Genomic DNA, 23,630 nt, shown 5'->3' with positions numbered 1-23,630 from the left:
AGCGGAACGGCCGCGTGAGCGTTCAACCTGGTTGGTACGTCGACCCCGCCGATACCGAGACCCGGCGTTACTGGGACGGCGAGGGTTGGCTCGGCGCGCCAATTCCCGTCGACGCGACCCCGCCGGACGGCCCGCCGCCGCCCGAGCCGTCGCCCGCACCGGTCACACCGGCCGCGCCCGCGGCGTCGGCGACCCCCGACGCGGTGACCGCCCCGCCGGGTTGGCCGCCGCACCCGGGCCCACCCCAGGGGTACGGCCCGCAGCCGGGCCCACCACCGGGGTACGGCACAGCCCCGGGGTACGGCCAGCAGCCGGGACACGGCCCGGGTTGGGGCCCACAGGCCGGCCCGCCCGGCTGGGGACCACAGGCCGGCCAACCCGCCTGGGCACCACCGCCCGGTCACCCTGGCTGGCCCGGCCGACCGCCCGAGCCGCGACCGCACGGCCTCAGACTGGCTGGTTACGGTCGTAGGCTCGTCGCCCGGCTGATCGACTTCGGCCTTGTCTTCGCGCTGAACGTGGTCGTCAACGGCTGGTTCGTCTGGCGCTGGGCGCAGGAGTGGGCGCCGTACTGGCAGGAGGTCTTCCGGCGCGCGGCGCGGGGCGACAACTCCGCCGACGGCCTGCCGATGCCCAGCGAACAGGCCAGCTCCCTGTTGGTGGCGATCCTGCTGATCGCCACCGCACTCTGGCTGGCCTACGAGGTGCCCGCCATGGCCGCCGGTGGGCAGACCATCGGCAAGCGGGTGATGCGGATCCGGGCGGTGCCGATGGCCGCCGACCAGCCGCTGGGCGTACGCCGGGCGCTGAGCCGGTGGAGCACCCTGGGCCTGCCGACTCTGCTCTGGTACTGCGCCGGGCTCGGCCTGGTGCTGCAACTGGTCGATGCTCTCTCCCCGCTCTTCGACCACCCCCTGCGCCAGGCGCTGCACGACAAGCGCGCGCAGACGGTGGTCGTCGAAGTCCCCGACCGCCCCGATTCCGCCCCCGCGAACGACCGCGACCAGCCCCCGGGAGACACCCTATGACCGACTCCGGACGTCACCAGCCGGCGCTGCGGCTGACCCGCGCCGACCTGGACGCGCTGCCCAGCTACGTGCCGGGGCGCAGTCCTGCCGACCTGGCCCGTGAATTGGGCCTGCCGGAGGCCATCAAGCTGGCCAGCAACGAGGTGCCGTACGGGCCGCTGCCCGGCGTGGTGGAGGCGGTCACCGAGGCGATCGCCACGTCGCACCGCTACCCGGACATGGGCGTGGTCGCGCTGCGTGACGCGCTGGCCCAGCGGTACGGCGTGGACGCCGACCGGGTCGCCACCGGCTGCGGCTCGGTGGCGCTCGCCGAGCACCTGGTGCGGGCCACCTGCCTGCCGGGCGACGAGGTGCTCTACTCGTGGCGGTCCTTCGAGGCGTACCCGATCATCGTGGCGACCAGCGGCGCGACCAGCGTGCGGGTGCCCAACGACGCCGGGCACGGGCACGACCTGGCGGCGATGGCCGCGGCGGTGACCGACCGAACCAGGGTGATCTTCGTCTGCAACCCGAACAACCCCACGGGTACGGCGCTGCGCCGGGCCGAGTTGGACCGGTTCCTCGACGCGGTGCCGGACGACGTGCTGGTGGTGATCGACGAGGCGTACCGGGAGTTCGTCACCGACCCGGAGGTGCCGGACGGGCTCGACTACCTGGACCGACCCAACGTGGCGGTGTTGCGCACCCTGTCGAAGGCGTGGGGGCTCGCCGGGTTGCGAATGGGCTGGCTGGTTGCCCAGCCGGTGGTGGCCGCCGCCATCCGCAAGGTGGCGACCCCGTTCTCCAGCAGCACCGCGGCCCAGGCCGGTGCTCTCGCCGCGCTGACCCAGGTGGCGGAGATGGAGCGCCGTTGCGCCCTGGTCGTCGCCGAGCGGGACCGGGTCACCGAGGCGCTGCGCAAGTTCGTGCCCGAGGTGCCGACGAGCCAGGCCAACTTCGTCTGGCTGCCGTTGGGCGAGCGGGCCGTGGCGTTCGGCAAGGCGTGCGAGGCGCGCGGGGTGATCGTGCGGCCGTTCGCCGGGGATGGCGTTCGGGTCACCATCGGTACCCCGGCCGAGAACGACGCGTTCCTGACTTCGGCCGAGGCCGCCCTGGCCTGAGCGACAACTCGCCGTCGCGGCCGTAGCGCACCGGCGCACAGGCAGGGAGCGAACGACAGGGCGGGCGGGGCGGAACGTAGCTACTCCGTCCGCCAGGCCCGGCTAGGGCGCTCCGTCGACTACCGCCAGTCGCCACTGCGCCGCACCCTCGACCCCGACGGCAAGATCGGTCGAGACGCCTTTGTCGACGAAGACCTGCGACAGGTTGGGCACCCCGTCGCAGGGGTATCGCAGCGGAGCGGCGCTCGTCACGTTCAGTGCGATCCGGCCTCCTCCGGTGCAGATGAAATAGACGGTGAAGCTGGCCCCGCTGGGAACCACATCAGCGATCGTGGCTTCCTTCTGCTCTGTCAGCGGGCCGGCCAGCAGCACCCGGCCGGCCGGAAACCATCCCGTCGGCGCCTCGGGAGTAGGGGAAGGCCGGCTCAGCCCGGCGGGTGACGGGGGTTCGGGCGGTGGCCCCGATCGTCTCGCCGGGTCACCGGTGCAGCCGCTGGCCATCAGCAGCGGGACGACCAGGCCGATGGCCAGGCACAAGGCGGAACGACCAGCACGCATCTCGCGTCTCCAATCCGGGCCGGACGAGCCTGACGAAACTCACCCCGGTCGTCAAGCTGCCCGGGGGGCCATCAACATCAATCGTGAACTACGGGCGGTTTGTCCAACTTCGCGTGGTTTCTGCCCTATCTTCCGAAGTGGCCGGTTGTGTCGAGGACTCACGCCGGCTCACTTCGAGAAAACGGGGTAACGAACAGTGCGTACTGCCAAGATCTGTCTGGCCGGGGCGGCTGCCGCGGCGATGGTGGGCTTCCTCGCCACACCGGCCGCCGCCGCGCCCACCGACACCACGACCGCCACCTTCGAGGTGCTCGTCGGCACCCTCGACGTCGACGCACCGGCCACCGCCGACCTCGGCACTGGCGCCACCGGTGGCACCATCACCGGGCAGCTCGGCACCGTGACGGTCGACGACTCCCGGGGCGCCGCCGACGCCTCCTGGGTCGCCTCGGTGACCGCGTCGGTCTTCCAGACCGGCGGTGGCTCGCCGGCCGAGACGGTCCTGCCGTCTGAGATCGACTACTGGTCGGGCCCGGCAACGGCGACCACCGGCGACGGCACCTTCACACCGGGGCAGCTCACCGCCGGCGATGCCGCACCGCTGGACAGCGTCACCCCGCTCACCGTGTTCACCCACGCCGGTGGCACCGGCGGCAACACCGTCAGCTGGAATCCCACCCTGGTGGTGAACGTCCCGCTGGACAGCATCGCGGGCGTCTACACGGGCACGGTGACACATTCCGTGGCGTAGCCGCCGGGGGTGGTCGACCATCGCGGTCGCGCTCGCCCTGTTCTGCCTCGCCGGTCCGGGTCTGTCGACCCGGGCCGGCGCGGCCGAACCGGACGTGGGATCGGACGACGGCACCATCGGGATCCGGTTGCTGGAGGCCCCGACCGAGCGCCGCAGCGACCCCCGGGCGCTGCGCTACATCGTCGACCACCTACCGCCGGGCACCACCATCAAGCGGCAACTGCTGATCGTCAACCGCACCGACCAGACCCGTCGGGTCGACGTGTACCCGGCGGCCGCGACCCTGGAGGGGGCGGCGTTCCGCTTCGGCGAGGGTCGCGCCGAGAACGAGCTGACCTCCTGGATCACCCTCGACGAGCGCTCCGTCCAGTTGGAGCCGTGGGCCGAGGCCCGGGTCCGCGCAACCATCACGGTGCCGCCGACCGCCTCCCGGGGTGAGCGGTACGGGGTGGTCTGGGCGTCCACGGCCTCGACACCCCGGGCCGGCGGTGAGATCACTCAGGTCCACCGGGTCGGAGTCCGGATGTACCTCGACATCGGGCCCGGCGGCGAACCCGCCTCCGACTTCTCGATCGGCGAGGTGCGCCCGGCCCGCAGCCCCGAGGGCGAACCGTCGTTGACCGTCCAGGTCAACAACACCGGAGGCCGGGCCATCGACCTGACCGGCGCGGTCACCCTGACCGATGGCCCGGCGGGCAGCCGGGCGGGCCCGTTTCCGGTCGGGCAGGGCGTCACGCTCGCACCGGGCGCGTCCGGGCAGGTCGTCGCCCGACTCCCGGCCGCGCTGCCGAACGGCCCCTGGAAGGCGGAGGTGAACCTGGAGAGCGGCCTGGTGAAGCGGAGCGTCACCGCGCAGATCACGTTCCCCGACCCTGGCCAGGTCGGGAAACGGGGCAGTGTCGTCTCCCGGATCCTCTCCGGGTGGACAGTGGCGGCGGCCGTCGCGGGCCTGCTGCTGGTCGTCGGCCTCGCCCTGCTGGCCCGCCGGTCCCGTCGGTCTGGTCGGCCACCCACCGGTCGGCCGCTGCCGAGCCGGCCGGTCAGCTCGACCGCCGCCGGCGGACGGCGAACCACCCGATGACGACCAGGGCTGCGCCCAGCACGGCGAGCAGCAGCGCCGGCCCGCCCGAACCGGTGACCGGCAGCTCACCACCGTGACTGGGGGTGGGTTGGGGTGGTGCCGTCGGCGTGGACGTGGGTGGCGGCTGGGTCGGGGTCGGCGACGCCGGCAGGATCTCGAAGGTGACGCCGCCGCCCGCCGACGGCTCGGGCCGGACGGCGCTGAACCCGCGCACCGAGGCGGGGTCGGCGGCCAGCACCGGCGACACCGCCAGCGTCAGACTCGCGGTGGCGGCGAGCGCGCCGCCCACGAGGTAGTTGGCTGCTGTCCTGGCCATGCGCCGACCCCTTCCACCGGAAACCTGAACCGTGAAAAACATACCCTTTTAGGACAAAGGGCCAGAGACGGTTCGGTGTTCCGAGGTCGAAGACACCACCATCAGGTGGCGGCCAGAATCACCGCCTCGCCGGTGTAGTAGTAGCGCCGGTCGTCGCCGGCGGGGTCGACCGGCTCACGGAGCCGCTCGACCGCGACGAACCCGTCCTCGGCCGTCACGGCCCCGGGTGCCCAGCCCGTCCCGTCCGAGCCGACGTTGAGCGCGAAGCGGGACAACTGCCTACCGGTCACCGGATCCAGCGTCACCAGATCGTTCGCCTCGGTCAGCAGGTGCACCCGGCCCGGCTGCCCGGCCAACACCCGGGCCGCGCCCAGGCCCGCGGACCGCCACAGCTCGGTGCCCATACGCGCCGATCGACCCACCACCACCCCGTCGAGCACGGCGACGGACTGCTCACCGACCAGCGCGGCACCGGCCGAATCCAGCGCGGGGGCGGCGACCGGCGGACCGGCGCCCAACAGCCAACCCCGACCACCATCGTCACCCGGCGCGGCGGTCCGCAACCCCAGACAGTCCGACCGGCCGGTACGGCAACCGAGCGGCGTCAGCACCAACCCGTCCGGGCCGTTCGGCGGTCGCCAACGCTCCCGTACCGCACCCGTCGCCGCGTCCCGGAACTCGACAGTCGCCGCCCCGGCGCAGGTGTCCAGACCGATCAGCTGCCCCGCAGCGGTGCCGACATCACTCCAGCACCTGCCGGGCAGCTCGACCCGCCACAGCTCCTGACCACCGCTCAGCTCGACCCCACGCGCCTGGGCACCCCCGGTCACCACCAGCACGATCCGCCCGTCGGGGAGGTCGGTGAGCTGGAGCCCGGGCGCATCCCAGACGGTCGTCGCCCCGGTACGCCGCACCAGCGCCGCACTCTCGGCGGGCTCCGGGCCGTCGGTTCGCCAGAGCACCCCGCCGGTCCGGGCGTCGAGTGCGACAAGTCGCCCGTCGGACCAGCGGCTGACCACAGTGCTGCCGCTGGCCACCACCCCGGTCAGCTCCGCCGGCCACCGCCGGTACGACCAGTAGGGGGTGGTCCGGTAGCGTCCGTCGACCGGCCGGTCGGCGTAGACCTGACGGTGCGCGGCGTACACCCGCAGTCGCCCGTCGACGATCAACGGGGCTGCGGGCAACCGACCGATCACCCCGGCCGCCGGTCGGGCCGGCGCCGGGTAGTCGGCGCGCGCCACCGTGCTCACCTCTGCGGGTGCGAGGACCCGGTGCACGATGACCACGACCGCCGCCGTCGCGAGCAGCGCCACGACGGCGGTCACGAGCAGCCGCCGGCCTCTCGGGAACCTCATGCCGCACCTCCGCCCGGCACCCTACCCAGCGGAGAGCGCCGGACCCCGCTCAGGTCGTGGCGACCGCGCGCGGACGACGGCGAGGGGTGACCGGCTGACGCTCAGGCGGCTTCGACAGCGCCGGTGGCACCGGCCGCCACGGCCAGGTCGGCGAGATCACGCCAGAGTGCCGCCTCGACCGCTCGCGCGGCCAGCCCGCCGAGCAGCAGCGCCACCACCCGACCGTACGGGGCGGTGGGCACCGCCTCCTGGCTCACGGTGATCGCCGTGCAACCCCGACGGCGGCGGCGGACCGGCCGCAGGCTCCAGGTGATGCGGTAGTCAGCGCCGGCACCGGAGGAACAGAGCACCAGTCGCTGCGGCGCGAGCGCCTCCACCACCAGAAACTCCTCGGTGAGCGTGCCGCCGCCCGGCTGGACGCGCTCCTCACGCCAGGAGGTGCCCGGCCCGAACGGGCCCGGGGTGAGCACCTCGATCGGCCCGGCGGCGGTCAGCCGGGCCGCGCGGCCGGGCAGGTCGATCAGCAGACGCCAGACATCGACAGCGCTGGCCTCGATGATCCCGGTAATCGCCACCGTCGACATGCCACCCTCCCGTGTCCCCGACGGTACGCGGAGTGAGGGCCGGACGGGGCCCCCGGGACGGAATTTCCACCACCCGGAGGCCATCCTGTCCGATTGGGCGGTCGCTTCGGCACCGGTCCTCGTCGACCGGTGCCGAAGCGCCGGTCAGCGCTCGAAGCGACCGGCCCGAATCGCGCCGATGAACGCTGTCCACCCCGGCGGGCTGACGGCGAGTGTGGGACCGGCCTGATCCTTGGAGTCGCGGACCCCGACCAGACCATGGACATCGACCAGGTTGTCCGCCACTTCCACGCAGAGCCCCTGATCGTTTGAGCGGCTGCTGGTACGCCAGACCGCGCCCGCAAGATCGTGCATCGTCGTTACCTCCGTGTGCGTCGGGAAGCCCCACCGCTGCCGGCCGGTCAGAGGCCGGCTCGGATCACGCGGTGTGGCAACGGAATCCGGACGATCAACGGGTCAACCAGGGCCGGTGATCGCACAGCCGGTGCGATCACCGGTCCCGTGCACGAGACGGATGCCGGGTGCCCGCTCAGCGGGCCGGACGAACCGTGCCGGATACCTCACCGAGGGCGATGGTGGTGCCGTCCGGGCCGGGGGCGGTGGCCGTGATGGTCACCGTGTCGCCGTCGTTGAGGAAGGTGCGGCTCTCGTCGCCCACCTTGACCGGCTCGGCCCCTCCCCAGGTCAGTTCCAGGAAGGACCCGACCTGTCCCCGCTGCGGCCCGGAGACGGTGCCGGAGGCGTACAGGTCACCGGTACGCAGCGAGGCGCCGTTGACGGTGAGGTGCGCCAACTGCTGGGCGGGGGTCCAGTACATGGTGGCGAACGGGGGCTCGCTGACCTGCTCGCCGTTCCACTCGACCGCCAGGCGGAGGTCCAGGCCCAGGTGCGGCACGGCCCGCAGGTAGTCGAGGACCGGCGGGTCCTGCTCGGGGGCCGCCACGTTGGCGTCGCCGAGCGCGTCCAGTGGCGTCACCCAGGCCGAGACCGAGGTGGCGAAGGACTTGCCGAGGAACGGGCCGAGCGGCTGGTACTCCCAGGCCTGGATGTCCCGGGCCGACCAGTCGTTGACCAGCACCACCCCGAAGACGTGCTCGGCGAAGTCGTCAACGGAAACCCGGTCACCCAATGCGCTGGGTACGCCCACCACGAAGCCGACCTCGGCCTCGATGTCGAGGCGTACCGATGGGCCGGTGACCGGACCCTCGGCGGAGGCCCGCTGCCCGGTCGGCCGGGTCACCGGTGTGCCGGAGACGACCACCGTGCCGGCCCGGCCGTGGTAGCCGATCGGTAGGTGCTTCCAGTTGGGCAGCAGCGGCGGCTGGCCGGGGCGGAAGATCCGCCCGACGTTCGCCGCGTGATGTTCCGAGGAGTAGAAATCGACGTAGTCGGCAACCTCGATGGGGAGCAGCAGCTCCACGTCGTCGAGGGGCACCAGCAGCGGCTCCACCGCGGCCCGGTGCGCCGGGTCGGTCAGCAGCTCGGTGATCCGCTGGCGTACCGCCGTCCACTGCGGACGCCCCAGCGCCATGAAGTCGTTGAGCACGGGCCGGCACAGCGCGCCGGCGGCCAGCACCAGTTCGGCGGCCTCCGCCGCGGCGAGGTCGAAGACCCACGACCCGATCCGTACGCCGATCCGCGACGGACCCCCGTCTCGCCGGAACACCCCGTACGGCAGGTTCGTCACCCCGTACGGCGAACCATCCGCCCCGGTCACCCAGGTCATGCGTCGTAGCCCCCGTTCACCAGCCCAAGCCGGATCAGATCGGTCAGTGGTTCCAGAATGCTGCACGAGCCGAAGCCCACCCACAGGGGGCGCGGCGCGTCCAACCGTGCCGTCGCGCGCTCCACCAGGGGACGCGGGTCGACCACGGTCAGCAGCTCGGCGACCGAGCGCACCCCGTCACCGTCGGCGGCGGCCAGGGTCGCGGCCAGCACGTTGGCGTAGCCGTGGTGGGTGAACCCGGTCTCCGGGTCCAGGTGTCGGGTCGCCTGGTGCAGCCCGGCGGTGAGTTTGAACGGCAGGCCCCGGTCCCGGCAGGCGCAGATCACCGCGGCCAGTTCGGTCGGGGTGGGGAAGAGTTCGGCGGCCAGGCCGCCGGTGCGGAACTTGGCCGCGATCGGCACCCCGTCGGCCCGCGCGGCGACGAGCGCGTCCAGCGCGCCCATCAGCCCGAAGGTCAGCGGCAGTTCGGCGTAGACGGCCGCCACGCCCGGTAGCGCGTCGGTCAGCCGCAGCAACTCGGCGATGCCGGGCAGCGGGTCCTCGCCACGCTTGGCGACCGCCACCTCGACCTGACGCGCGGTGACGCCGTCCGGGGCGAGAGACGACACCGCGAACGGCAGGTTCCCGATCCCGGTGTCACCGATCACGCCGATCACCAGGTCTTCGCCCGGGTCGACCAGACCAGTCAGCTCGGCGGCCGTCACGGCCGAGGCGGGGATCAGCAGCGGCCCGACCAGGTCGGCGTACCAGGCGGCGCGGTGCTGGCGGTGGGCGGCCAGGGCGTCGGGCAGCGCGGCGCTGCCCGGCGGGAAGACGGCGGCGTCGTCCACCAGGCCATGGAGGAGTGCGGGCACCTGCGTTGACACGGAACAAGAATGTACGGGACGCTACGAGGAACGGACAACAGCGTCCGATTATCGGACGCCTTCGGCCGGTGAACGGGACATATCGGGAGGCGAGATGCCGTACTACCGCAGCGTCGGCGAGGTGCCACGCAAGCGCCACACCCAGTTCCGGCAGCCCGACGGCAGCCTCTACGCCGAGGAGCTGATGGGCCAGGAGGGCTTCTCCTCCGACTCGTCGCTGCTCTACCACCGGCACGCGCCCACCGCGATCCTGGCCGCTGACCAGTTCACCCCGCCCGCGTTCACCCGGGCCCCGAACCTGCCGCTCAAGCCCCGCCATCTGCGCACCCACAAACTGGACACCGGCGGCTCCGACCCCATCCTCGGCCGGCAGTACCTGCTCGCCAACGACGACGTACGGATCGGTTACGTCCTCGCCGACCAGCCCTCACCGCTGTTCCGCGACGCCACCGGCGACCACTGCCTCTACGTCGAGTCGGGCACCCTGCGGGTCGAGTCCCCGTTCGGGGTGCTGGACGCGGTCGCCGGCGACTACATCGTCATCCCCACCTCGACCATCCACCGGCTGGTGCCCACCGGCGACCAGCCCGTCCGGCTGCTCGCCGTCGAGGCGTCCGGGCACATCGGCCCACCCAAGCGCTACCTCTCCGTACGCGGCCAGTTCCTGGAACACTCGCCGTACTGCGAGCGCGACGTCCGCGGCCCCGACGCCCCGCTGCTCGTCGACGGCGAGGAGGCCGAGGTGCTGGTCCGGCACCGCCGTGGTTGGACCCGATACGTCTATGCCCAGCACCCGTTCGACGTCGTCGGCTGGGACGGGCACCTCTACCCGTGGGCATTCTCCATCCACGACTTCGAGCCGATCACCGGCCGCATCCACCAGCCCCCACCCGTGCACCAGACCTTCCAGGGGCCCAACTTCGTCATCTGCTCATTCGTGCCCCGCAAGGTCGACTACCACCCGCAGTCGATCCCGGTGCCGTACAACCACCACAACGTCGACTCCGACGAGATGCTCTTCTACACCGGGGGCAACTACGAGGCGCGGCGCGGCTCCGGCATCGAGCAGGGCTCGATCTCGCTGCACCCGTCCGGTTTCACCCACGGCCCCCAGCCGGGTGCCGCCGAGCGGTCCATCGGCGCTGACTACTTCGACGAACTGGCCGTCATGGTCGACACCTTCCGCCCGCTGGACCTCTGCGACGCCGCCAGCGCCTGCGAAGACGAGGCGTACGCCTGGACGTGGGCGCGTCGCGGTTAGCGGATCGCGGTACGCGTGAAGACCGCGAACTCGGCCACCGCGGTGACGGCGATGGCCAGCACCAGGGGCCACGGGGAGCCGACCATGGCGTACACCAGCAGCAGTAGCGGCGCGGCGGCCACGGCGTAGATCGCCAGGGCCATCGCGCGGTCCGCGTGCAGCAGGGCGGGCAGGACGGTCCGGGTCAGCCCCGGCAGCCGGGCCGCGAGCTGCCAGACGATGATCCCGCCGGTGAGCGCGGCGAGCACGGCGAGGATGCGGGAGAACCCGTCGCTCGCCGACGCCGCGAACGCGACCAGCACCGCCGCCACCAGCGACCAGCCCGCGCCGTAAAGCACCAGACGGTGCAGCCCGTACGCGAGGGTCCGTGGCGAGTCGATCCGGCTCGGGCTGACCGTCACCGCCTCGGCCACGTGTTCCAGCGCCTCCGACCAGCGGCGCTGCTCCAGCCGCATGACCCCCACGTCGTGACCTGCCTCGGCGATCCGCGGGTCGAGTCGCAGCGCCTCCCGGTAGGCCCGCTCGGCCAGGTCGAACAGGTCCAGGCGGGCGGCGACCAGGCTGAGCACCAGGTGCGCCTGCGGCTCCTGCGGGGCCAACTCGACACCGCGCCAGGCCGCGTTCAGCGCCGGCTGACCGTTGCGGGCGCCGGCCAGGATCGCCGCCGCGCTCCGCTGGGCGTACGCGTCGGCCGGGCCGAGGGCGAGAATCCGGTCGGCGGTGGCCGCCGACTCGGGGTAGCGCTCCAGGTCGGTCAGCGCCATGCCCCTGGCCACCAGCGGTGGCAGGGCCTCCGGTGCGACGGCCACCGCCGTGTCGGCGGCGGTGAGCGCCTCGGCCGGGCGGTCGGCGGCCAGGTGCACCCGGGCCAGCATGGTGAGCGCTTGCACGTCATCGGGCTGAAGGGCCAACCCGTAGGCCAGCTCCCCGGTCGCCTCGTCGTAGCGACCGAGCTCGGCCAGGAGTTGGGCCCGCTGGACGTAACCGTCGGCGGCGGACTGGTCGGGGGCGGGGTCGCTGGACATCGCGGCGAGCTTAGGCGGCCGGAGCGTCGTACACCAGGGCCACCGCGACCCCGGCCAACCCTTCCTCGCGGCCGGCGAAGCCGAGCCCGTCGGTGGTCGCCGCCGAGACGGTGACCGGGGCGCCGACCGCGGCGGAGAGGACCTCCTGCGCCTCCGCGCGACGTCGGCCGATCTTGGGACGGTTGCCGATCACCTGCACAGACACGTTGCCGATCTCCAGGCCGACGGCCCGCACCCGGCGGGCCGTCTCGGTCAGCAGCGCCACCCCGGACGCGCCGGCCCACTCCGGCTGGTCCACCCCGAAGGCGGAACCGAGATCACCGAGACCGGCGGCGGAGAGCAGTGCGTTGCAGGCGGCGTGCGCGACCACGTCGGCATCCGAGTGCCCGGCGAGGCCGTCCTGGTCGGGCCAGAGCAGCCCGGCCACCCAACACGGCCGGCCCGGCTCGAACGCGTGCACGTCGGTTCCGATGGCCACCCGGGGAACGATCATGACCAGAGGGTACGCGTCAATCGGCTGAGGCAAGCAGATGCTCTGCCAGAGCCAGGTCGAACGGTCGGGTGATTTTCACTGCGTACTCCGAGCCGGGCACGCAGCTCACCGCGACGCCCTGCTTCTCCACCAGCCCGGCGTCGTCGGTGAGGGAGTCACCGGCGGCGGCGTGTGCGGCGCTGAGCACGGACCGGCGGAAACCCTGCGGGGTCTGCACCGCGCGCAGAGCGGACCGGTCGACGGTGCCGAGCACCACCTCGCCGGCGTCGACCTCCTTGATCGTGTCGACGACCGGCAGGACCGGGATCACCGCGTCACGCCCGCCCCGGACGGCCGCAGCGACGGATTCGACCAACTCGGGCGGGGTGAGCGCCCGGGCGGCATCGTGCACCAGAACGATCGTCGGGCCGGCGGGCACCGCGGCCAGCGCGGCGGCGACCGACGCCTGCCGTTCCGCACCGCCGGGCACCACGATCACCGGTGCGACCGGGGCCAACAGCTCGCGGACCGCCTGCACCTCGGCGGTCGGCGCGGCCACCACGATGGTGTGCACCGAGGGCGCGGCGGCCAGTCGCCGCACGGCGTGCACCAGCAGCGGCTCACCGGCGAGCAGGCGCAGCGCCTTGGGCCGGCCGGGGCCGAGCCGTACGCCGGCACCCGCCGCAGGCACAAGGACCGCGACGTCACCGCGCGGATTGAGCTGCGCGGTCACGTCGCGGTCCTCGGTGGTTTCTTCACTACGAAGTGGGTACGACGATGCTGTGCGGACTAGGCCTCGGTGAGGACCTTGTCGAGCAGCGTCTCCGCCTCATCCTTGGTGCTCTTCTCGGCCAGCGCGACCTCGCCGACGAGAATGTCGCGGGCCTTGGCGAGCATCCGCTTCTCGCCCGCAGAGAGGCCCCGCTCCCGCTCCCGGCGCCACAGGTCACGCACGACCTCGGCGACCTTCAGCGGGTTGCCGGAAGCCAGCTTTTCCAGATTGGCCTTGTAACGCCGCGACCAGTTGGTCGGCTCCTCGGTGTGCGGAGCCCGCAGAACGTCGAAGACCTTACCGAGGCCCTCTTCGCCGACCACCTCGCGAACGCCCACGATCTCGGCGTTCTCGGCCGGCACCCGGACCGTCAGGTCACCCTGCGCGACCCTCAGGACGAGGTATTGCTTAGGCTCGCCCTTGATGACCCGAGTCTCGATTGCCTCGATGAGTGCGGCCCCGTGGTGGGGGTAAACAACGGTCTCGCCGACACTGAAAACCATAGGTTCGAAACCCCTTTCGCTGTGTCTAGGGTAACACGCTCAGGCACCGATGTCTCACCGATGTCCTGACCGTTGGCGCAGCTCAGGGGCCCTGTGAGAGGTCTTGCTTCAGCTTGACAGGCGGTCAAACCGATGGTTCGAACACGCTCCGTAACGCGCAAATGACTGCCCGGTACGGGTGAACAGAACGTCGAGATCAAGGGCTATGCGCTCCTCCCATGGTAGCCCGGCCAGCCGGACCGCGCCCAGATGTAGCGGGAGGAGCCCCTGGTGCGCGACCCTGGAGACCGAGCCGCACTCCGCTCTCGAGACGCTTCCAGGGGGTCCGATGGGCAAGCCGGACGCAGAGGGTCACGGGCCGGCCGACGGCCTGCCCGGCCTGCCACCCGAATGGGGGCGGGTGGTGGTCCCCGACGACGCCTCCGCGCTGGCCGCCGAGGCGGCCCGGGTCCGCCGTGAGCTACGTCGGGCCGACGCCCTCCCCGGCGGTCACCGAGGGCTGGGGCTGCCACTGCTGGTCCTGCTGGTGGCGGTCCTCACCACGCTGGCCGGTCTGCTGGCGGTCACCTGGCCCCGGGCCAACCGCGGCACCGACCGACCGACCCCGACCCCCTCCTCGCCACCGGCGATCCTGACCGGTCAGGCACTGCCCGCCCTGGACCTGGTCGACGCGCAGGACGCGCCCGTGCCACTGCGCGGCTTACTACCCGCCATGATCATCTTGTTGGACGGCTGCCCCTGCCCGGACCGGGTCACCGAGGCCCTGGCAGCCGCGCCCGCCGACGTCTCCGTTGTCACCGTCACCGGAGGGCGGACCGGCCCGGCCGGGCCGACCACTCAGCGGCAGGCGCACGCCCTGGCCGACCCGGCAGGCGGGCTGCGCTCGTTCCTGGGCCAACCGGCCCGCCCCGGCGCCGCGACCGCCCTGCTGGTCGACCGCGCCGGGCTGGTGACCCGGGTCCTGCCCGACCTGGGCACTGTCGAGTCCTACCGGAGCGACCTGAGCGCCCTGGCCGCCTGAGCGCCGCGCCTAGCCTGGCAGCGCGACGAGCTGCGCCTGGATGTCGATGGGCCGGTCGACGGCAGACATCGACACCCGGAACGGCCCGCTGCCGGGCAGCACCTCGGCGGTGGCGATCGTGCCGTCGCAGTCGATGCGCGGCTCGCCGACGATCTCGGCCCCGGCGCTCGTCACGACCATCGTGCCGGGCCGGGTGCACCGGTACTGGAGCAGGTAGCGGACATCGCGGGCACCATCGTTGCCGGCCTGCCGGCTCACTTCACGACCAGGAGCCAGCGCCCGATCCTCCCGCCAGATCGTCTCGTGGAACAGTGGCAGCTCACCCTCGGGGAAGAGCACCCCGGGATCGCCCTCGATGTCGATGATCAAGCCCGTCGCCGGGTCAATCACCGACCGCGCGCCGCTCCGCCACCTGGTGACCTCGCCAGAGTTGGCGTCCAGCCGCACCGTCACCCGCTCATCGGGCTCCGCCCCCGCCATGACCCGCTCCAACGCGGTGCTGACGCTCTGCTCGGCGCTCGGCGCCACCGTGGGAGCGGCAGCCGCCCCGGCCATCGACGTGGGCGCGGCAGCGTGCCACCACCAACCACCGACGCTCAGGGCGGCCACCGCAGCGCCGAAGAGAACCACCGAACGCAGCCGGTCGTCCGAGATCGCATCCACCTCCTGAGCGTACCGGCCGGAGGTTCAGTCCTGTCGATCGAGCAGGGCGGCGTAAAGGGTGAGGCCGGGGCCGAAGGCCAGCATGACGATGCGCCGGGCCGCCGGCGTCGCCCGGCCCAACCGATCCAGGATCAGCAGTACGGTCGGCGACGAGCAGTTGCCGTGCTCGTCCAGCGTCGCCCGGGAGGCGGCCAACCCCAGTGGGGGCAGCGCCAGCTCCCGCTCCACCACGTTGAGGATCCGGGGCCCACCCGGATGCACCGCCCAACCGTCCACCTCGGAGCTGTCGACGCCGTGCCTAGCCAACAGGTCGTCGACCAGCCCACGGACGTGCCTCGACAGCACCTGCGGCACCTTTGGCGACAGCCCCATCCGGAACCCCGCGTCGGTGACGTCCCAGGTCATGTGGTCGGCGGTCGAGGTGTCGGTGACGGCGGTGACCTCGCGCACCGCGTACCCCGGGCCGCCCGGCACGACCACGGCGGCGACCGCGGCGTCCGAGAAGAGCGCGTGGGAGACGATCTGCTGGGTGTCCACCCGGGCACTTGACGGCTGGATGTGCAGGCTGGTCAGCTCCGCGCAGAGCAGGAGCGCCGGACGCCCGCGGGCGGCGACGAAGTCACTCGCCGCGCCGAGCCCCGGCAACGCCGCGTAGCAGCCCATGTGGCCGATGAACATCCGCTGGGTGTCCGCGGCCATGCCCAGATCCCGGGCGAGCAGAATGTCCAGCCCCGGGGTGGCGTACCCGGTGCAGGAACAGACGATGAACAGCCCGACGTCGCCGGCGCTCAGCCCGGCCGCGGTCAACGCGCGGCCCACCGCCTCCTTGCCCAGCGGCAGCGCCTCCACCTGGTAGCGGCGCATCCGGCGCTCGGTCGGCCAGTCCGAGACGTCCTCCAGCAGCGGGTTGACCGCTGCCTGCCGCCGGGTCACCCCCGAGTTGGCGAAGATTCGCTGCGCCAACGACCGGGTGGTGCCGGAGAAGTGCCGGGAGAAGAAGCCCTCCCACAACTCGTCCTGCGAAGCGGACGGCGGCTGTGCTGTCCCGAGCCCCGCGATCACTGGTACGGACACGATCCCCACCTCTCGTCAGATGCTGTCCTCCCCCTGGCCGTCCCACCAGCCACCCTGGCTGGTCGTTCCTCCGTGTGAGTCCGGTGCGGCGGGCTCACCAACGTGGTGCCGATCCGTCACGATCCGGGTCGCCACCCAGCGCGGCGATGCCGAGCCAGTCGGCGCAGACATCCGACGTGGCCGGGTGCAGTGAGCCGCAGCGGGCGTCGCGGTAGAGCCGCTCCAACGGATGACCGCGACGGGTCGCCGAGGTGCCCGCCGCCTCCAACACCGACGCCGCCACCTCGGCGGCCGTGGTGCCGGCGAGCAGCTTCGCCCGCCACACCCAACGGTTGGTCTCCTCGTCACCGGGCGCCTCGTCCACCCGACGGGCCGCCTCCGCGACCACCAGCTGCGCGGCGGCCGTCGCCGCGTCCGCCCGACCCAGCCGGGCCCGCACCGCCGGCAGACCGGCCAGGTTGCGGGCGTTGAGGTGCTCGGCCGCCGCGTCGATGGCCGCACGGGCCACCCCCACGTAGACGGCCGCGTAGCTGGCCACCAGCCAGTGCGGCATCAGTTGGGCGACCACCAGCGCCAGCCCTTCCACCCCACCGAGCAGCCGGTCGGCGGGCACGCTGACGTCCAGGTGCAGGTCGTGGGAGGAGGTGGCGCGCATACCGAGCGAGTCCCAGGTCGGCTCCACGGTCAGCCCGTCACCGGCCGGCACCAGGAACTGCGACACCACCGACTGGTCGGCCGCGCTGCGCGCCGCCACCAGGTAGCCGTCCGCGTGCCCGGCACCGGAGCAGAAGGTCTTGCTGCCCTTGAGCTGCCAGCCCCCGTCGATGGGCGCGTACGAGGTGGTCAGCTGGGACAGCCGCGCGCCCGCGCCGCGCTCGCTCATCGCCACCGCGTACCAGGAGCCCTGCGCCGCCGCGCCGAGCAGCCGGTCGCGGGCGACCAGCGCCTCGTCCGGTACGCCCAGCGCCTCGGCCAACTCCTCGGTGACCGCGCCCAGCGCGCCGGTCACCGAGGCGTGCATGTTGAACACCAGGGCCGTGGCACCGTTGCCCCGGGCAAGCTCAGTGGCCACCGCGGCGTACTCGGCGAAGGTGGCGCCCAGACCACCGAGCGCCCGGGGCACCATCAGCCCGAACAGGCCGGCCTCGCGCAGGTCGGCGAAGTCGTCCACAGGGAAGGAACCATCCCGGTCGTGCTCGGCCGCCCGCGCGGCGAACCGTGGCGCCAACCGGCGTGCTGCCTCAAGCGCGTGCACCGTCATCTCGTCCCCTCCTTGGCGTTCCATACCCCGCCACGGCCTGACTATCCTTTGCGGACCCCCCGGCCCTGGTAGAGCACGGCGGTGGACCGGGTCGGCACGATGCGCGGCGCACCGCCGACGGGCGCCGCACCGGGCGCTCCGGTCGCGCGGGCGCGACGCAGCAGCCAGGCGAGCAGGCCGCCGACCTGCGGACGGATGCCCCGCAGCCGCAGGTCGACACCGTGTCGGGCGCACTCCGCCACCAGCGCCCGCGCGTCCACGAACAACCGAGGATCGTGGATGCCGCGCGGCACCGTCGGCAGCCGCTCGGCGATCCGGACCGCGACGAGCCGGGCCAGCGCCGTGTCGTTCAGGGTGTCCAGCACCAGCACGCCGCCGGGGCGCAGCAGCCGACACGCCTCGGCCACCGCCCGCGGCCAGGCCGGCACGTGCTCCAGCAACTCGCCTGCGGAGACCACGTCGGCGCAACCGTCGGGCAGCGGGACCGCGGTGGCGTCACCCTGGATCACCTGCACCCCGTGCTCGGCGGCCTGGACGAGTGCCGAGCGGGTCAGATCCACCCCGACGTGGCGGTATCCCTTGCCGGTCAGGTGCGGCGCGAGCAGGCCGGCACCGCAACCCAGGTCGACGAGCAACGCGTCCGGGCGGGTGGCCGGCGGCACCAGCGCCGCCCGGGCCTCCGCCAGCCAGTGCAGCATCGCGAACGCACCATCCGGCCGCCACCACTCACCGGCCAGATCGTCGTACTGACGCGGATCGTTTCGCGGCAGCACCCCAGGACCGGTGGGCCCCCCGGCCGCAGCCACGTCTCGCATGGAACCGAGCGTGGCACGACTGCTCGGTAACGACCAGACTTCCCTTATGTCGTCGAGGGTGTTAGGGCTGGTCAGAGCGAGCCATCCGGAACCGGCCGCGGCGGTGACCACGGTGGCCGGTCTGCTGGCGTGGGGAGTGGGCCACCGGCCGGCCGGAATCGTCTCGGTGGTGCTCGCCGTACTGGCCAGCCAGCTCGCGGTCGGCTGGACCAACGACGCGCTGGACGCCGAGCGGGACGCCACTGTGGGGCGTACCGACAAGCCGGTCGCCAGTGGCGCGGTCGGTCGGCGCGCCACGGCCTGGGCCGCCGCGGCGGCCGCGGTGGCCTGCCCCCTGCTGGCGCTGACCACGAACCCGGCGGCGGCGTTCTGGCTGACGCTCGCCCTGGTCTCCGCCCTGCTCTACGACTGGCCACTCAAGGCCACCGCGTTCTCGGTGCTGCCCTACGCCGTGTCGTTCGGCGCGCTGCCCGCCTTCGTGGTGCTGGCGCTGCCCGGACGGCCGGCCCCGCCCGTCTGGTTGGTGGCGGCGGCGGCCTGCCTGGGCGCCGGCGCGCACTTCGCCAACGTGCTGCCCGACCTGGCCGACGACGCCCGCACCGGCGTGCGCGGCCTGCCCCACCGGCTGGGCGCCGCCGGCAGCCGGGTGGCCGCGGCGGCTCTCCTCCTCGCGGCGACCGCGACCCTGGTCCTCGGACCACCCGGGCCACCGTCGGCGATCGGCTGGGCGGCGGTCGGCACGGCCGCCGTGGTGCCGCCGCTGAGCTGGTACGCCGGGCGCTCGGCGAGCCGGGCCGGCCGGCGGCCGGTGGCGGCCTTCCGGGCGGTGATGCTGGTGGCCCTCATCGACGTGGTTCTGCTGGTGGCGAGTGGTCGGGTGGTGTGAACGCCACCCGGGCAGGTGGCATTGCCGGGTCCGCGTGCGCGCCTCGATCAGCTCCAACTACCCTGGAGCGCGGTCTGCGCGGGTATGGCCACCGTGCCCGGCGTACGGCCCGGGTGGGGATTGTGACGAGGAGGACCGACGTGACGCGCTCGATCAGGGGATCCCGGCGGGCGGCCCTGTTGCTGTCCGGAATCGCGGCGGCCAGCCTGCTGGCTTCCGGATGCGGCGCCGGTCAGATCGCCGAGACCGCGTTGAAGGAGCCGTCGGTCCAGGGCGTCAACCTCACGACCAACAACGGTTCCTTCTCGGTGCGGGGCCTGCTCGTGGACTTCCCGGGCACCGAGGGTTACCGGGCCGGGCAGGACGCGGGCCTCGGCGCCGTGATCTACAACGACTCGAAGGAGACGGTGACGGTCACCGTCACCACCGAGAGCGCCCGCGAGGTGGTGATCAGCGGCGGCTCGGCGAGCCCGTCGCCGTCCGCCTCGGAGTCCGCCTCCATGAGCCCGTCGAGTTCGACCTCCGGGTCGCCGAGCCCGTCGGTGACGCCCTCCGAGACCGGGTCGTCCTCGGCCACGCCGTCTGCCCCGGAGTCGGCGCGGGCGTCCGGTTCGGCCAGCCCTGCCGCTCCGGGCCAGCCTGCTCGGATCGAGCTGGCGCCGTTGAGCTACATCCAGTTCAACTCCGAGGCCACCTCCCAGCTCCGGCTGATCGGCCTGACCGAGGCGTTGCGCTCCGGTCAGAACGTCGTCGTGACCTTCGACTTCGGCAACGGCAACACGGTCACCGGCCAGGCGCCGGTCGCGGTGCCGCTCACCCCGGCGGCCCCTCCGTCGCCGATCATCGAGCGCGAGGGCGGCTACGAGGGCGACGAGGGCGGCACGACCCACGAGTGACCCGATCCGCACATCGACAAACGCCCCGGCGTGGTGACCACCACGCCGGGGTGTTTTCGTCGTACGCGAGGGCTAGCGTCCTGATGTGACCACCTCCCGATCGACCCCTCCGCGTGGCGGCACGGCCGGTGCCGCCCGTGGTCGGTCCGCCGCCCGCGAGCCGCGTCCGGCCTACCAGTGCGACGCCTGCGGGCACCAGCCGCCCAAGTGGGTGGGTCGCTGCCCGGAGTGCGGCGAGTGGGGGGCGGTGGTCGAGAGCACGGTGACCGGCCCGACGGTTTCCGGTCGGGTGGTCAGCTCCCGGATGCCGTCCGAGCCGGCCCGGCCGATCGCCACCATCAGCGCCGCTCCGGCACGTGCCCGGCCCACCGGTGTGAGCGAGCTCGACCGGGTGCTCGGCGGCGGCCTGGTCCCCGGTGCCGTGGTGTTGCTCGCCGGCGAGCCCGGCGTGGGCAAGTCGACCCTCCTGCTTGATGTGGCGCAGCAGTGGGCGGTCAATGCCGGCAGCCCTTCGTTGGTGGTCAGCGGCGAAGAATCGGTCAGTCAGGTGCGCCTGCGGGCCGAGCGGATGGGCACCCTGCACGAGCGGCTCTACCTCGCTGCGGAGAGCGACCTGGCCTCGGTGCTCGGGCACCTCGACGCGGTCAAGCCGGGCCTGCTGGTGCTCGACTCGGTGCAGACCATCTCGACCACCGGCACCGAGGGGGTGCCCGGCGGGGTGACCCAGGTCCGCGCGGTCACCGCCGCGCTGGTCTCGGTCGCGAAGGAGCGGGGCATCGCGACCGTGCTGGTCGGGCACGTCACCAAGGACGGCCAGGTGGCCGGGCCTCGGGTGCTGGAGCACCTGGTCGATGTGGTGCTGCACTTCGAGGGCGACAAGCACTCGTCGCTGCGCCTGGTGCGCGGCGTGAAGAACAGGTTCGGCGCGGCCGACGAGGTCGGCTGCTTCGAGATGCACGAGGGTGGCATCAGCAGCCTGGCCGACCCGTCCGGGCTCTTCCTGACCCGCTACGCGGAGCCGGTCCCGGGCACCTGCGTGACAGTGGCCATGGAGGGGCGGCGGGCCCTGGTCACCGAGGTGCAGGCGCTGATCGGCGCGACCGTTGCGGGCTCTCCCCGACGCACCGTCTCCGGCCTCGACTCGGCGCGACTGGCGATGGTGCTCGCGGTGCTGCAACGGCGCACCGAGCGGCTGACCCTGCACGACCGGGAGGTTTTCGCCGCCACCGTGGGCGGGATCCGGGTGGTGGAGCCGGCCGCCGACCTGGCGGTGGCCCTGGCGGTCGCCTCCGGCGGGCTCAACCTGGCGATCGCGCCGCACCTGGTGGCGATCGGTGAGGTGGGGTTGACCGGCGAGGTGCGTCGGGTCGGGGCGGTGCCGCGCCGGCTGGCCGAGGCGGCCCGGCTGGGGTTCAAGGTGGCCCTGGTGCCGCCCGGCTGCGGCCCGGCCAGCACCGGCGCCGGGCCCGAGCAGATGCGGGTGACCGAGGTCACCGACGTCCGCTCGGCACTGCACCACGCGGCCCGTGCGTCCGCCGAGTGACCCACCGTGCCGACGAGGGCGGCGAAACCGGACAGCGCGTCCTAAGCGGGAAACGTTGGAGAGGGCGGCATCGTGACACATCACAGTAACCACGACAGCACCCACCGCACGGCAGTCCGTAGACTGTGCCCGTGCCGATCGACCGCGATACCACCAAGCCAGCCGGCGCGCCGCCCCAGGCCCGCACCGGCGCCGTGGGCTCGCCCGCCCGCACGATCAGCGTGAGCGTGACCGCGGGAGCCACCGGGAGCGCCGGAGACCCGCTGCGGGCCAATCTCGCCCTGATGGCCCCGGGCACCGCGTTGCGTGACGGTTTGGAGCGCATCCTGCGGGGCCGCACGGGTGCGCTGATCGTGCTCGGCTACGACAAGGTGGTCGAGGGCCTGTGCACCGGCGGCTTCCCGCTGGACGTCGAGTTCTCCGCGACCCGGGTGCGAGAGCTGTGCAAGATGGACGGCGCGGTCGTCCTCTCCAGCGACGGCACCAGGATCGTCCGGGCTGCCGTGCACCTGATGCCCGACCCGTCCATCCCGACGGAAGAGTCCGGCACCCGGCACCGCACCGCCGAGCGGGTGGCTCGCCAGACCGGCTATCCGGTCATTTCGGTCAGCCAGTCGATGCGGATCATCAGCCTCTACGTCAACGGGCAACGGCACGTGCTCGACGACTCGGCGGCCATCCTCTCTCGCGCCAACCAGGCGCTCGCCACCCTGGAGCGCTACAAGCTCCGGCTGGACGAGGTCTCCGGCACGCTCTCCGCCCTGGAGATCGAGGATCTGGTCACCGTGCGGGATGCGGTGGCCGTGGTGCAGCGACTGGAGATGGTTCGCCGGATCGCCGACGAGATCGCCGGCTACGTGGTGGAGCTGGGCACCGACGGCCGCCTGCTCGCCCTGCAACTCGACGAGCTGATGGCCGGCGTGGACGCCGACCGGACTCTGGTCATCCGGGACTACCTCCCGGTCGGCCGCAAGTCCCGCACCCTGGACGAGGCTCTTGTCGAGCTGGACCTGCTCGGTGCCACCGAGTTGATCGACCTGGTGTCGGTGGCCAAGGCGATCGGTTACCCGGCCGCGTCCGACGCGCTCGACGCCGCGGTCAGTCCGCGCGGCTTCCGACTGCTGGCCAAGGTGCCCCGGCTCCCGGTGGCGGTGGTCGACCGCCTGGTGCTGCACTTCGGCAGCCTCCAGCGGCTGCTCGGCGCGACAGTGGAAGACCTGCAAGCCGTCGAGGGGGTCGGTGACGCCCGGGCCCGCGGCGTCCGTGAGGGGCTGTCCCGGCTCGCCGAGGCATCCATCCTGGAACGCTACGTCTGACCCGGCTCAGCCGGTGACGCTCAGCTTCACCGCGTCGCTGAGCTTCGTGCCGACCCGGGCGAACACCTGGTACGACCCGATCGGCGCGAACGGCCCACCGGCCAGCAGACCGTCACAGCGGCTGGTGTCCCGCCCGTTCCACGGCACCCGGTAGGAGCGCACGAAGCCCGGCGTGAAGGACTGCACGTCCGAGCCCTGGACCTTGGCGCAGGTGTCCGACGACCAGATCTTCTCGGCACCGGACTTGATGAAGATCTCCTGAAGGTCGGCGCCGACGTTGCGACTGCACGTCCGGTCCGACGTGTTCTTGATCTTCAGTTGCAGGTCAACCACGGCGCCTCGCTGCACCGAGGTCGGGCTCGCCGACGAGACCACGCTGATCTCCTCGTCGGTGCAGGTGCCGTCGTCTTCCGAACCGGCCGCCACGCCCAGCGGCGGTGTGTTGCTGGTGATCGCCGGGCTCGGATTCGTCGCATCCGAACCAGCGGACGCAGACGATGACGGACCGCCGGTCTGCGGTGTCAGCACCGGCCCGCCGGGATCAGACGTCGCGCCGGACGTCGCCGACGGTGTCCCTCCCGCCGTCGGGTCCTGACCTTCGGAACGATCCGAACCGGTGCAGGAGTAGAGCAGGACAATCAGGAACAGAAACCCCGCTCCGAGTACGACGGCGCGACGCCGCCAGTACACGGCGGGTGGCAGGGGGCCGACCGTCAGACGCATGATGCCCTCCACCGTAGCCGCGCCGTACCCGGCA

General features: G+C 72.8%; 26 protein-coding genes. 10 read left to right on the top strand and 16 right to left on the bottom strand.

Features of this window, described 5'->3' with window-relative positions; all coding sequences use genetic code 11:
- The first annotated feature begins 14 nt into the window (after positions 1-14).
- Both DLJ59_RS08920 and hisC read left to right on the top strand, forming a co-directional pair.
- A complete protein-coding gene (locus tag DLJ59_RS08920; protein WP_124772030.1) occupies positions 15-1,028 on the top strand; it encodes an RDD family protein in 1,014 nt (337 codons plus the stop codon).
- Positions 1,025-2,128, top strand: coding sequence for a histidinol-phosphate transaminase (gene hisC, locus DLJ59_RS08915; protein ID WP_124772029.1), 1,104 nt, complete (start codon positions 1,025-1,027; stop codon positions 2,126-2,128). The genes DLJ59_RS08920 and hisC overlap by 4 nt, the downstream gene beginning before the upstream one ends.
- Before the next feature lie 102 nt (positions 2,129-2,230).
- Here the strand turns inward: hisC and DLJ59_RS08910 are convergent, their stop codons facing one another.
- Positions 2,231-2,686, bottom strand: a complete 456-nt coding sequence (locus DLJ59_RS08910) for a hypothetical protein (RefSeq protein ID WP_124772028.1) — start codon at positions 2,684-2,686, stop codon at positions 2,231-2,233.
- Positions 2,687-2,882: 196 nt separating this feature from the next.
- Here DLJ59_RS08910 and DLJ59_RS08905 point away from each other — a divergent pair, with 196 nt between their 5' ends.
- Complete coding sequence (locus tag DLJ59_RS08905) at positions 2,883-3,437, top strand: hypothetical protein (RefSeq protein WP_244235913.1); 555 nt, start codon at positions 2,883-2,885, stop codon at positions 3,435-3,437.
- Positions 3,438-3,531: 94 nt separating this feature from the next.
- Positions 3,532-4,518, top strand: coding sequence for a hypothetical protein (locus DLJ59_RS08900; protein ID WP_208648603.1), 987 nt, complete (start codon positions 3,532-3,534; stop codon positions 4,516-4,518).
- On the opposite strand, the gene DLJ59_RS08895 is transcribed toward DLJ59_RS08900, so the two are convergent.
- The 6 genes from DLJ59_RS08895 to DLJ59_RS08870 all read right to left on the bottom strand — a co-directional run bounded on the left by DLJ59_RS08895 (position 4,478) and on the right by DLJ59_RS08870 (position 9,365).
- Entirely contained in the window at positions 4,478-4,834 is a 357-nt protein-coding gene (locus DLJ59_RS08895) for an LPXTG cell wall anchor domain-containing protein (protein WP_208648602.1), read from the bottom strand. The two genes, DLJ59_RS08900 and DLJ59_RS08895, sit on opposite strands and share 41 nt — an antisense overlap.
- A 101-nt stretch (positions 4,835-4,935) precedes the next feature.
- Positions 4,936-6,189 (bottom strand): outer membrane protein assembly factor BamB family protein, encoded by a 1,254-nt coding sequence (locus DLJ59_RS08890; RefSeq protein WP_124772026.1) that lies wholly within the window; start codon positions 6,187-6,189, stop codon positions 4,936-4,938.
- A gap of 101 nt (positions 6,190-6,290) precedes the next feature.
- Positions 6,291-6,773 carry an SRPBCC family protein gene (locus DLJ59_RS08885; RefSeq protein ID WP_124772025.1) on the bottom strand — a complete coding sequence of 161 codons (483 nt, stop codon included), beginning with the start codon at positions 6,771-6,773 and terminating at the stop codon, positions 6,291-6,293.
- Between the two features lie 144 nt (positions 6,774-6,917).
- Positions 6,918-7,127, bottom strand: a complete 210-nt coding sequence (locus DLJ59_RS08880) for a DUF397 domain-containing protein (RefSeq protein ID WP_030327888.1) — start codon at positions 7,125-7,127, stop codon at positions 6,918-6,920.
- 175 nt (positions 7,128-7,302) lie between these two features.
- Complete coding sequence (gene fahA, locus DLJ59_RS08875; protein WP_124772024.1) at positions 7,303-8,499, bottom strand: fumarylacetoacetase; 1,197 nt, start codon at positions 8,497-8,499, stop codon at positions 7,303-7,305.
- Complete coding sequence (locus tag DLJ59_RS08870; RefSeq protein WP_124772023.1) at positions 8,496-9,365, bottom strand: hypothetical protein; 870 nt, start codon at positions 9,363-9,365, stop codon at positions 8,496-8,498. The genes fahA and DLJ59_RS08870 overlap by 4 nt, the downstream gene beginning before the upstream one ends.
- A 94-nt stretch (positions 9,366-9,459) precedes the next feature.
- Between DLJ59_RS08870 and DLJ59_RS08865 the strand changes: the two genes are divergently transcribed.
- A complete protein-coding gene (locus DLJ59_RS08865; protein WP_124772022.1) occupies positions 9,460-10,626 on the top strand; it encodes a homogentisate 1,2-dioxygenase in 1,167 nt (388 codons plus the stop codon).
- On the opposite strand, the gene DLJ59_RS08860 is transcribed toward DLJ59_RS08865, so the two are convergent.
- Genes DLJ59_RS08860 through DLJ59_RS08845 form a run of 4 tightly spaced genes read right to left on the bottom strand, consistent with a single transcriptional unit; the run spans position 10,623 to position 13,398 of the window.
- Positions 10,623-11,651 (bottom strand): tetratricopeptide repeat protein, encoded by a 1,029-nt coding sequence (locus DLJ59_RS08860; protein WP_124772021.1) that lies wholly within the window; start codon positions 11,649-11,651, stop codon positions 10,623-10,625. The genes DLJ59_RS08865 and DLJ59_RS08860 overlap by 4 nt on opposite strands.
- Positions 11,652-11,661: 10 nt before the next feature.
- Entirely contained in the window at positions 11,662-12,144 is a 483-nt protein-coding gene (gene ispF, locus DLJ59_RS08855; RefSeq protein ID WP_124772020.1) for a 2-C-methyl-D-erythritol 2,4-cyclodiphosphate synthase, read from the bottom strand.
- Positions 12,145-12,160: 16 nt separating this feature from the next.
- Complete coding sequence (gene ispD / locus DLJ59_RS08850) at positions 12,161-12,856, bottom strand: 2-C-methyl-D-erythritol 4-phosphate cytidylyltransferase (RefSeq protein WP_124772019.1); 696 nt, start codon at positions 12,854-12,856, stop codon at positions 12,161-12,163.
- A 56-nt stretch (positions 12,857-12,912) separates the two neighbouring features.
- Entirely contained in the window at positions 12,913-13,398 is a 486-nt protein-coding gene (locus DLJ59_RS08845) for a CarD family transcriptional regulator (RefSeq protein ID WP_007073334.1), read from the bottom strand.
- A gap of 328 nt (positions 13,399-13,726) precedes the next feature.
- Here DLJ59_RS08845 and DLJ59_RS08840 point away from each other — a divergent pair, with 328 nt between their 5' ends.
- The gene (locus DLJ59_RS08840) at positions 13,727-14,419 is read left to right on the top strand and encodes a hypothetical protein (RefSeq protein ID WP_124772018.1); all 693 of its coding nucleotides are present in this window, start codon (positions 13,727-13,729) and stop codon (positions 14,417-14,419) included.
- A 9-nt stretch (positions 14,420-14,428) separates the two neighbouring features.
- Here the strand turns inward: DLJ59_RS08840 and DLJ59_RS08835 are convergent, their stop codons facing one another.
- The 4 genes from DLJ59_RS08835 to DLJ59_RS08820 all read right to left on the bottom strand — a co-directional run bounded on the left by DLJ59_RS08835 (position 14,429) and on the right by DLJ59_RS08820 (position 18,232).
- Positions 14,429-15,082, bottom strand: coding sequence for a hypothetical protein (locus DLJ59_RS08835; RefSeq protein WP_124772017.1), 654 nt, complete (start codon positions 15,080-15,082; stop codon positions 14,429-14,431).
- Between the two features lie 24 nt (positions 15,083-15,106).
- On the bottom strand, positions 15,107-16,156 hold the full coding sequence (locus DLJ59_RS08830; RefSeq protein ID WP_124772016.1) for a type III polyketide synthase: 1,050 nt from the start codon (positions 16,154-16,156) through the stop codon (positions 15,107-15,109).
- 94 nt (positions 16,157-16,250) lie between these two features.
- Entirely contained in the window at positions 16,251-17,417 is a 1,167-nt protein-coding gene (locus DLJ59_RS08825; protein ID WP_124772015.1) for an acyl-CoA dehydrogenase family protein, read from the bottom strand.
- A 41-nt stretch (positions 17,418-17,458) separates the two neighbouring features.
- A complete protein-coding gene (locus DLJ59_RS08820) occupies positions 17,459-18,232 on the bottom strand; it encodes a class I SAM-dependent methyltransferase (protein WP_124772014.1) in 774 nt (257 codons plus the stop codon).
- Between the two features lie 46 nt (positions 18,233-18,278).
- Here DLJ59_RS08820 and DLJ59_RS08815 point away from each other — a divergent pair, with 46 nt between their 5' ends.
- From DLJ59_RS08815 to disA, 4 genes are all read left to right on the top strand, one after another.
- The gene (locus tag DLJ59_RS08815) at positions 18,279-19,118 is read left to right on the top strand and encodes a UbiA family prenyltransferase (RefSeq protein WP_124772013.1); all 840 of its coding nucleotides are present in this window, start codon (positions 18,279-18,281) and stop codon (positions 19,116-19,118) included.
- Positions 19,119-19,258: 140 nt separating this feature from the next.
- Positions 19,259-20,014, top strand: a complete 756-nt coding sequence (locus DLJ59_RS08810; RefSeq protein WP_124772012.1) for a hypothetical protein — start codon at positions 19,259-19,261, stop codon at positions 20,012-20,014.
- Positions 20,015-20,099: 85 nt separating this feature from the next.
- Entirely contained in the window at positions 20,100-21,557 is a 1,458-nt protein-coding gene (gene radA, locus DLJ59_RS08805) for a DNA repair protein RadA (protein WP_124772011.1), read from the top strand.
- Positions 21,558-21,688: 131 nt separating this feature from the next.
- Positions 21,689-22,873: a DNA integrity scanning diadenylate cyclase DisA gene (gene disA / locus DLJ59_RS08800; protein WP_124772010.1), complete on the top strand. Its 1,185-nt coding sequence runs from the start codon at positions 21,689-21,691 to the stop codon at positions 22,871-22,873.
- Between the two features lie 6 nt (positions 22,874-22,879).
- On the opposite strand, the gene DLJ59_RS08795 is transcribed toward disA, so the two are convergent.
- Complete coding sequence (locus tag DLJ59_RS08795) at positions 22,880-23,596, bottom strand: hypothetical protein (RefSeq protein WP_124772009.1); 717 nt, start codon at positions 23,594-23,596, stop codon at positions 22,880-22,882.
- Positions 23,597-23,630: the final 34 nt, after the last annotated feature.

This window comes from Micromonospora inaquosa, from assembly GCF_003857055.1.
Lineage (GTDB): Bacteria > Actinomycetota > Actinomycetes > Mycobacteriales > Micromonosporaceae > Micromonospora > Micromonospora inaquosa.
Note: the sequence above shows the minus strand (reverse complement) of the source record. Positions and strands in the feature narration are given on the sequence as shown.

Coding starts and splice junctions, on each gene's coding strand:
- hisC (WP_124772029.1), top strand. CDS start 1,025: ATGACCGACTCCGGACGTCACCAGCCGGCGCTGCGGCTGACCCGCGCC.
- DLJ59_RS08880 (WP_030327888.1), bottom strand. CDS start 7,127: ATGCACGATCTTGCGGGCGCGGTCTGGCGTACCAGCAGCCGCTCAAAC.
- DLJ59_RS08890 (WP_124772026.1), bottom strand. CDS start 6,189: ATGAGGTTCCCGAGAGGCCGGCGGCTGCTCGTGACCGCCGTCGTGGCG.
- DLJ59_RS08820 (WP_124772014.1), bottom strand. CDS start 18,232: ATGCGAGACGTGGCTGCGGCCGGGGGGCCCACCGGTCCTGGGGTGCTG.
- DLJ59_RS08795 (WP_124772009.1), bottom strand. CDS start 23,596: ATGCGTCTGACGGTCGGCCCCCTGCCACCCGCCGTGTACTGGCGGCGT.
- DLJ59_RS08845 (WP_007073334.1), bottom strand. CDS start 13,398: ATGGTTTTCAGTGTCGGCGAGACCGTTGTTTACCCCCACCACGGGGCC.
- DLJ59_RS08860 (WP_124772021.1), bottom strand. CDS start 11,651: ATGTCCAGCGACCCCGCCCCCGACCAGTCCGCCGCCGACGGTTACGTC.
- DLJ59_RS08910 (WP_124772028.1), bottom strand. CDS start 2,686: ATGCGTGCTGGTCGTTCCGCCTTGTGCCTGGCCATCGGCCTGGTCGTC.
- DLJ59_RS08825 (WP_124772015.1), bottom strand. CDS start 17,417: ATGACGGTGCACGCGCTTGAGGCAGCACGCCGGTTGGCGCCACGGTTC.
- DLJ59_RS08815 (WP_124772013.1), top strand. CDS start 18,279: ATGTCGTCGAGGGTGTTAGGGCTGGTCAGAGCGAGCCATCCGGAACCG.
- DLJ59_RS08865 (WP_124772022.1), top strand. CDS start 9,460: ATGCCGTACTACCGCAGCGTCGGCGAGGTGCCACGCAAGCGCCACACC.
- DLJ59_RS08885 (WP_124772025.1), bottom strand. CDS start 6,773: ATGTCGACGGTGGCGATTACCGGGATCATCGAGGCCAGCGCTGTCGAT.
- DLJ59_RS08840 (WP_124772018.1), top strand. CDS start 13,727: ATGGGCAAGCCGGACGCAGAGGGTCACGGGCCGGCCGACGGCCTGCCC.
- ispF (WP_124772020.1), bottom strand. CDS start 12,144: ATGATCGTTCCCCGGGTGGCCATCGGAACCGACGTGCACGCGTTCGAG.
- DLJ59_RS08895 (WP_208648602.1), bottom strand. CDS start 4,834: ATGGCCAGGACAGCAGCCAACTACCTCGTGGGCGGCGCGCTCGCCGCC.
- fahA (WP_124772024.1), bottom strand. CDS start 8,499: ATGACCTGGGTGACCGGGGCGGATGGTTCGCCGTACGGGGTGACGAAC.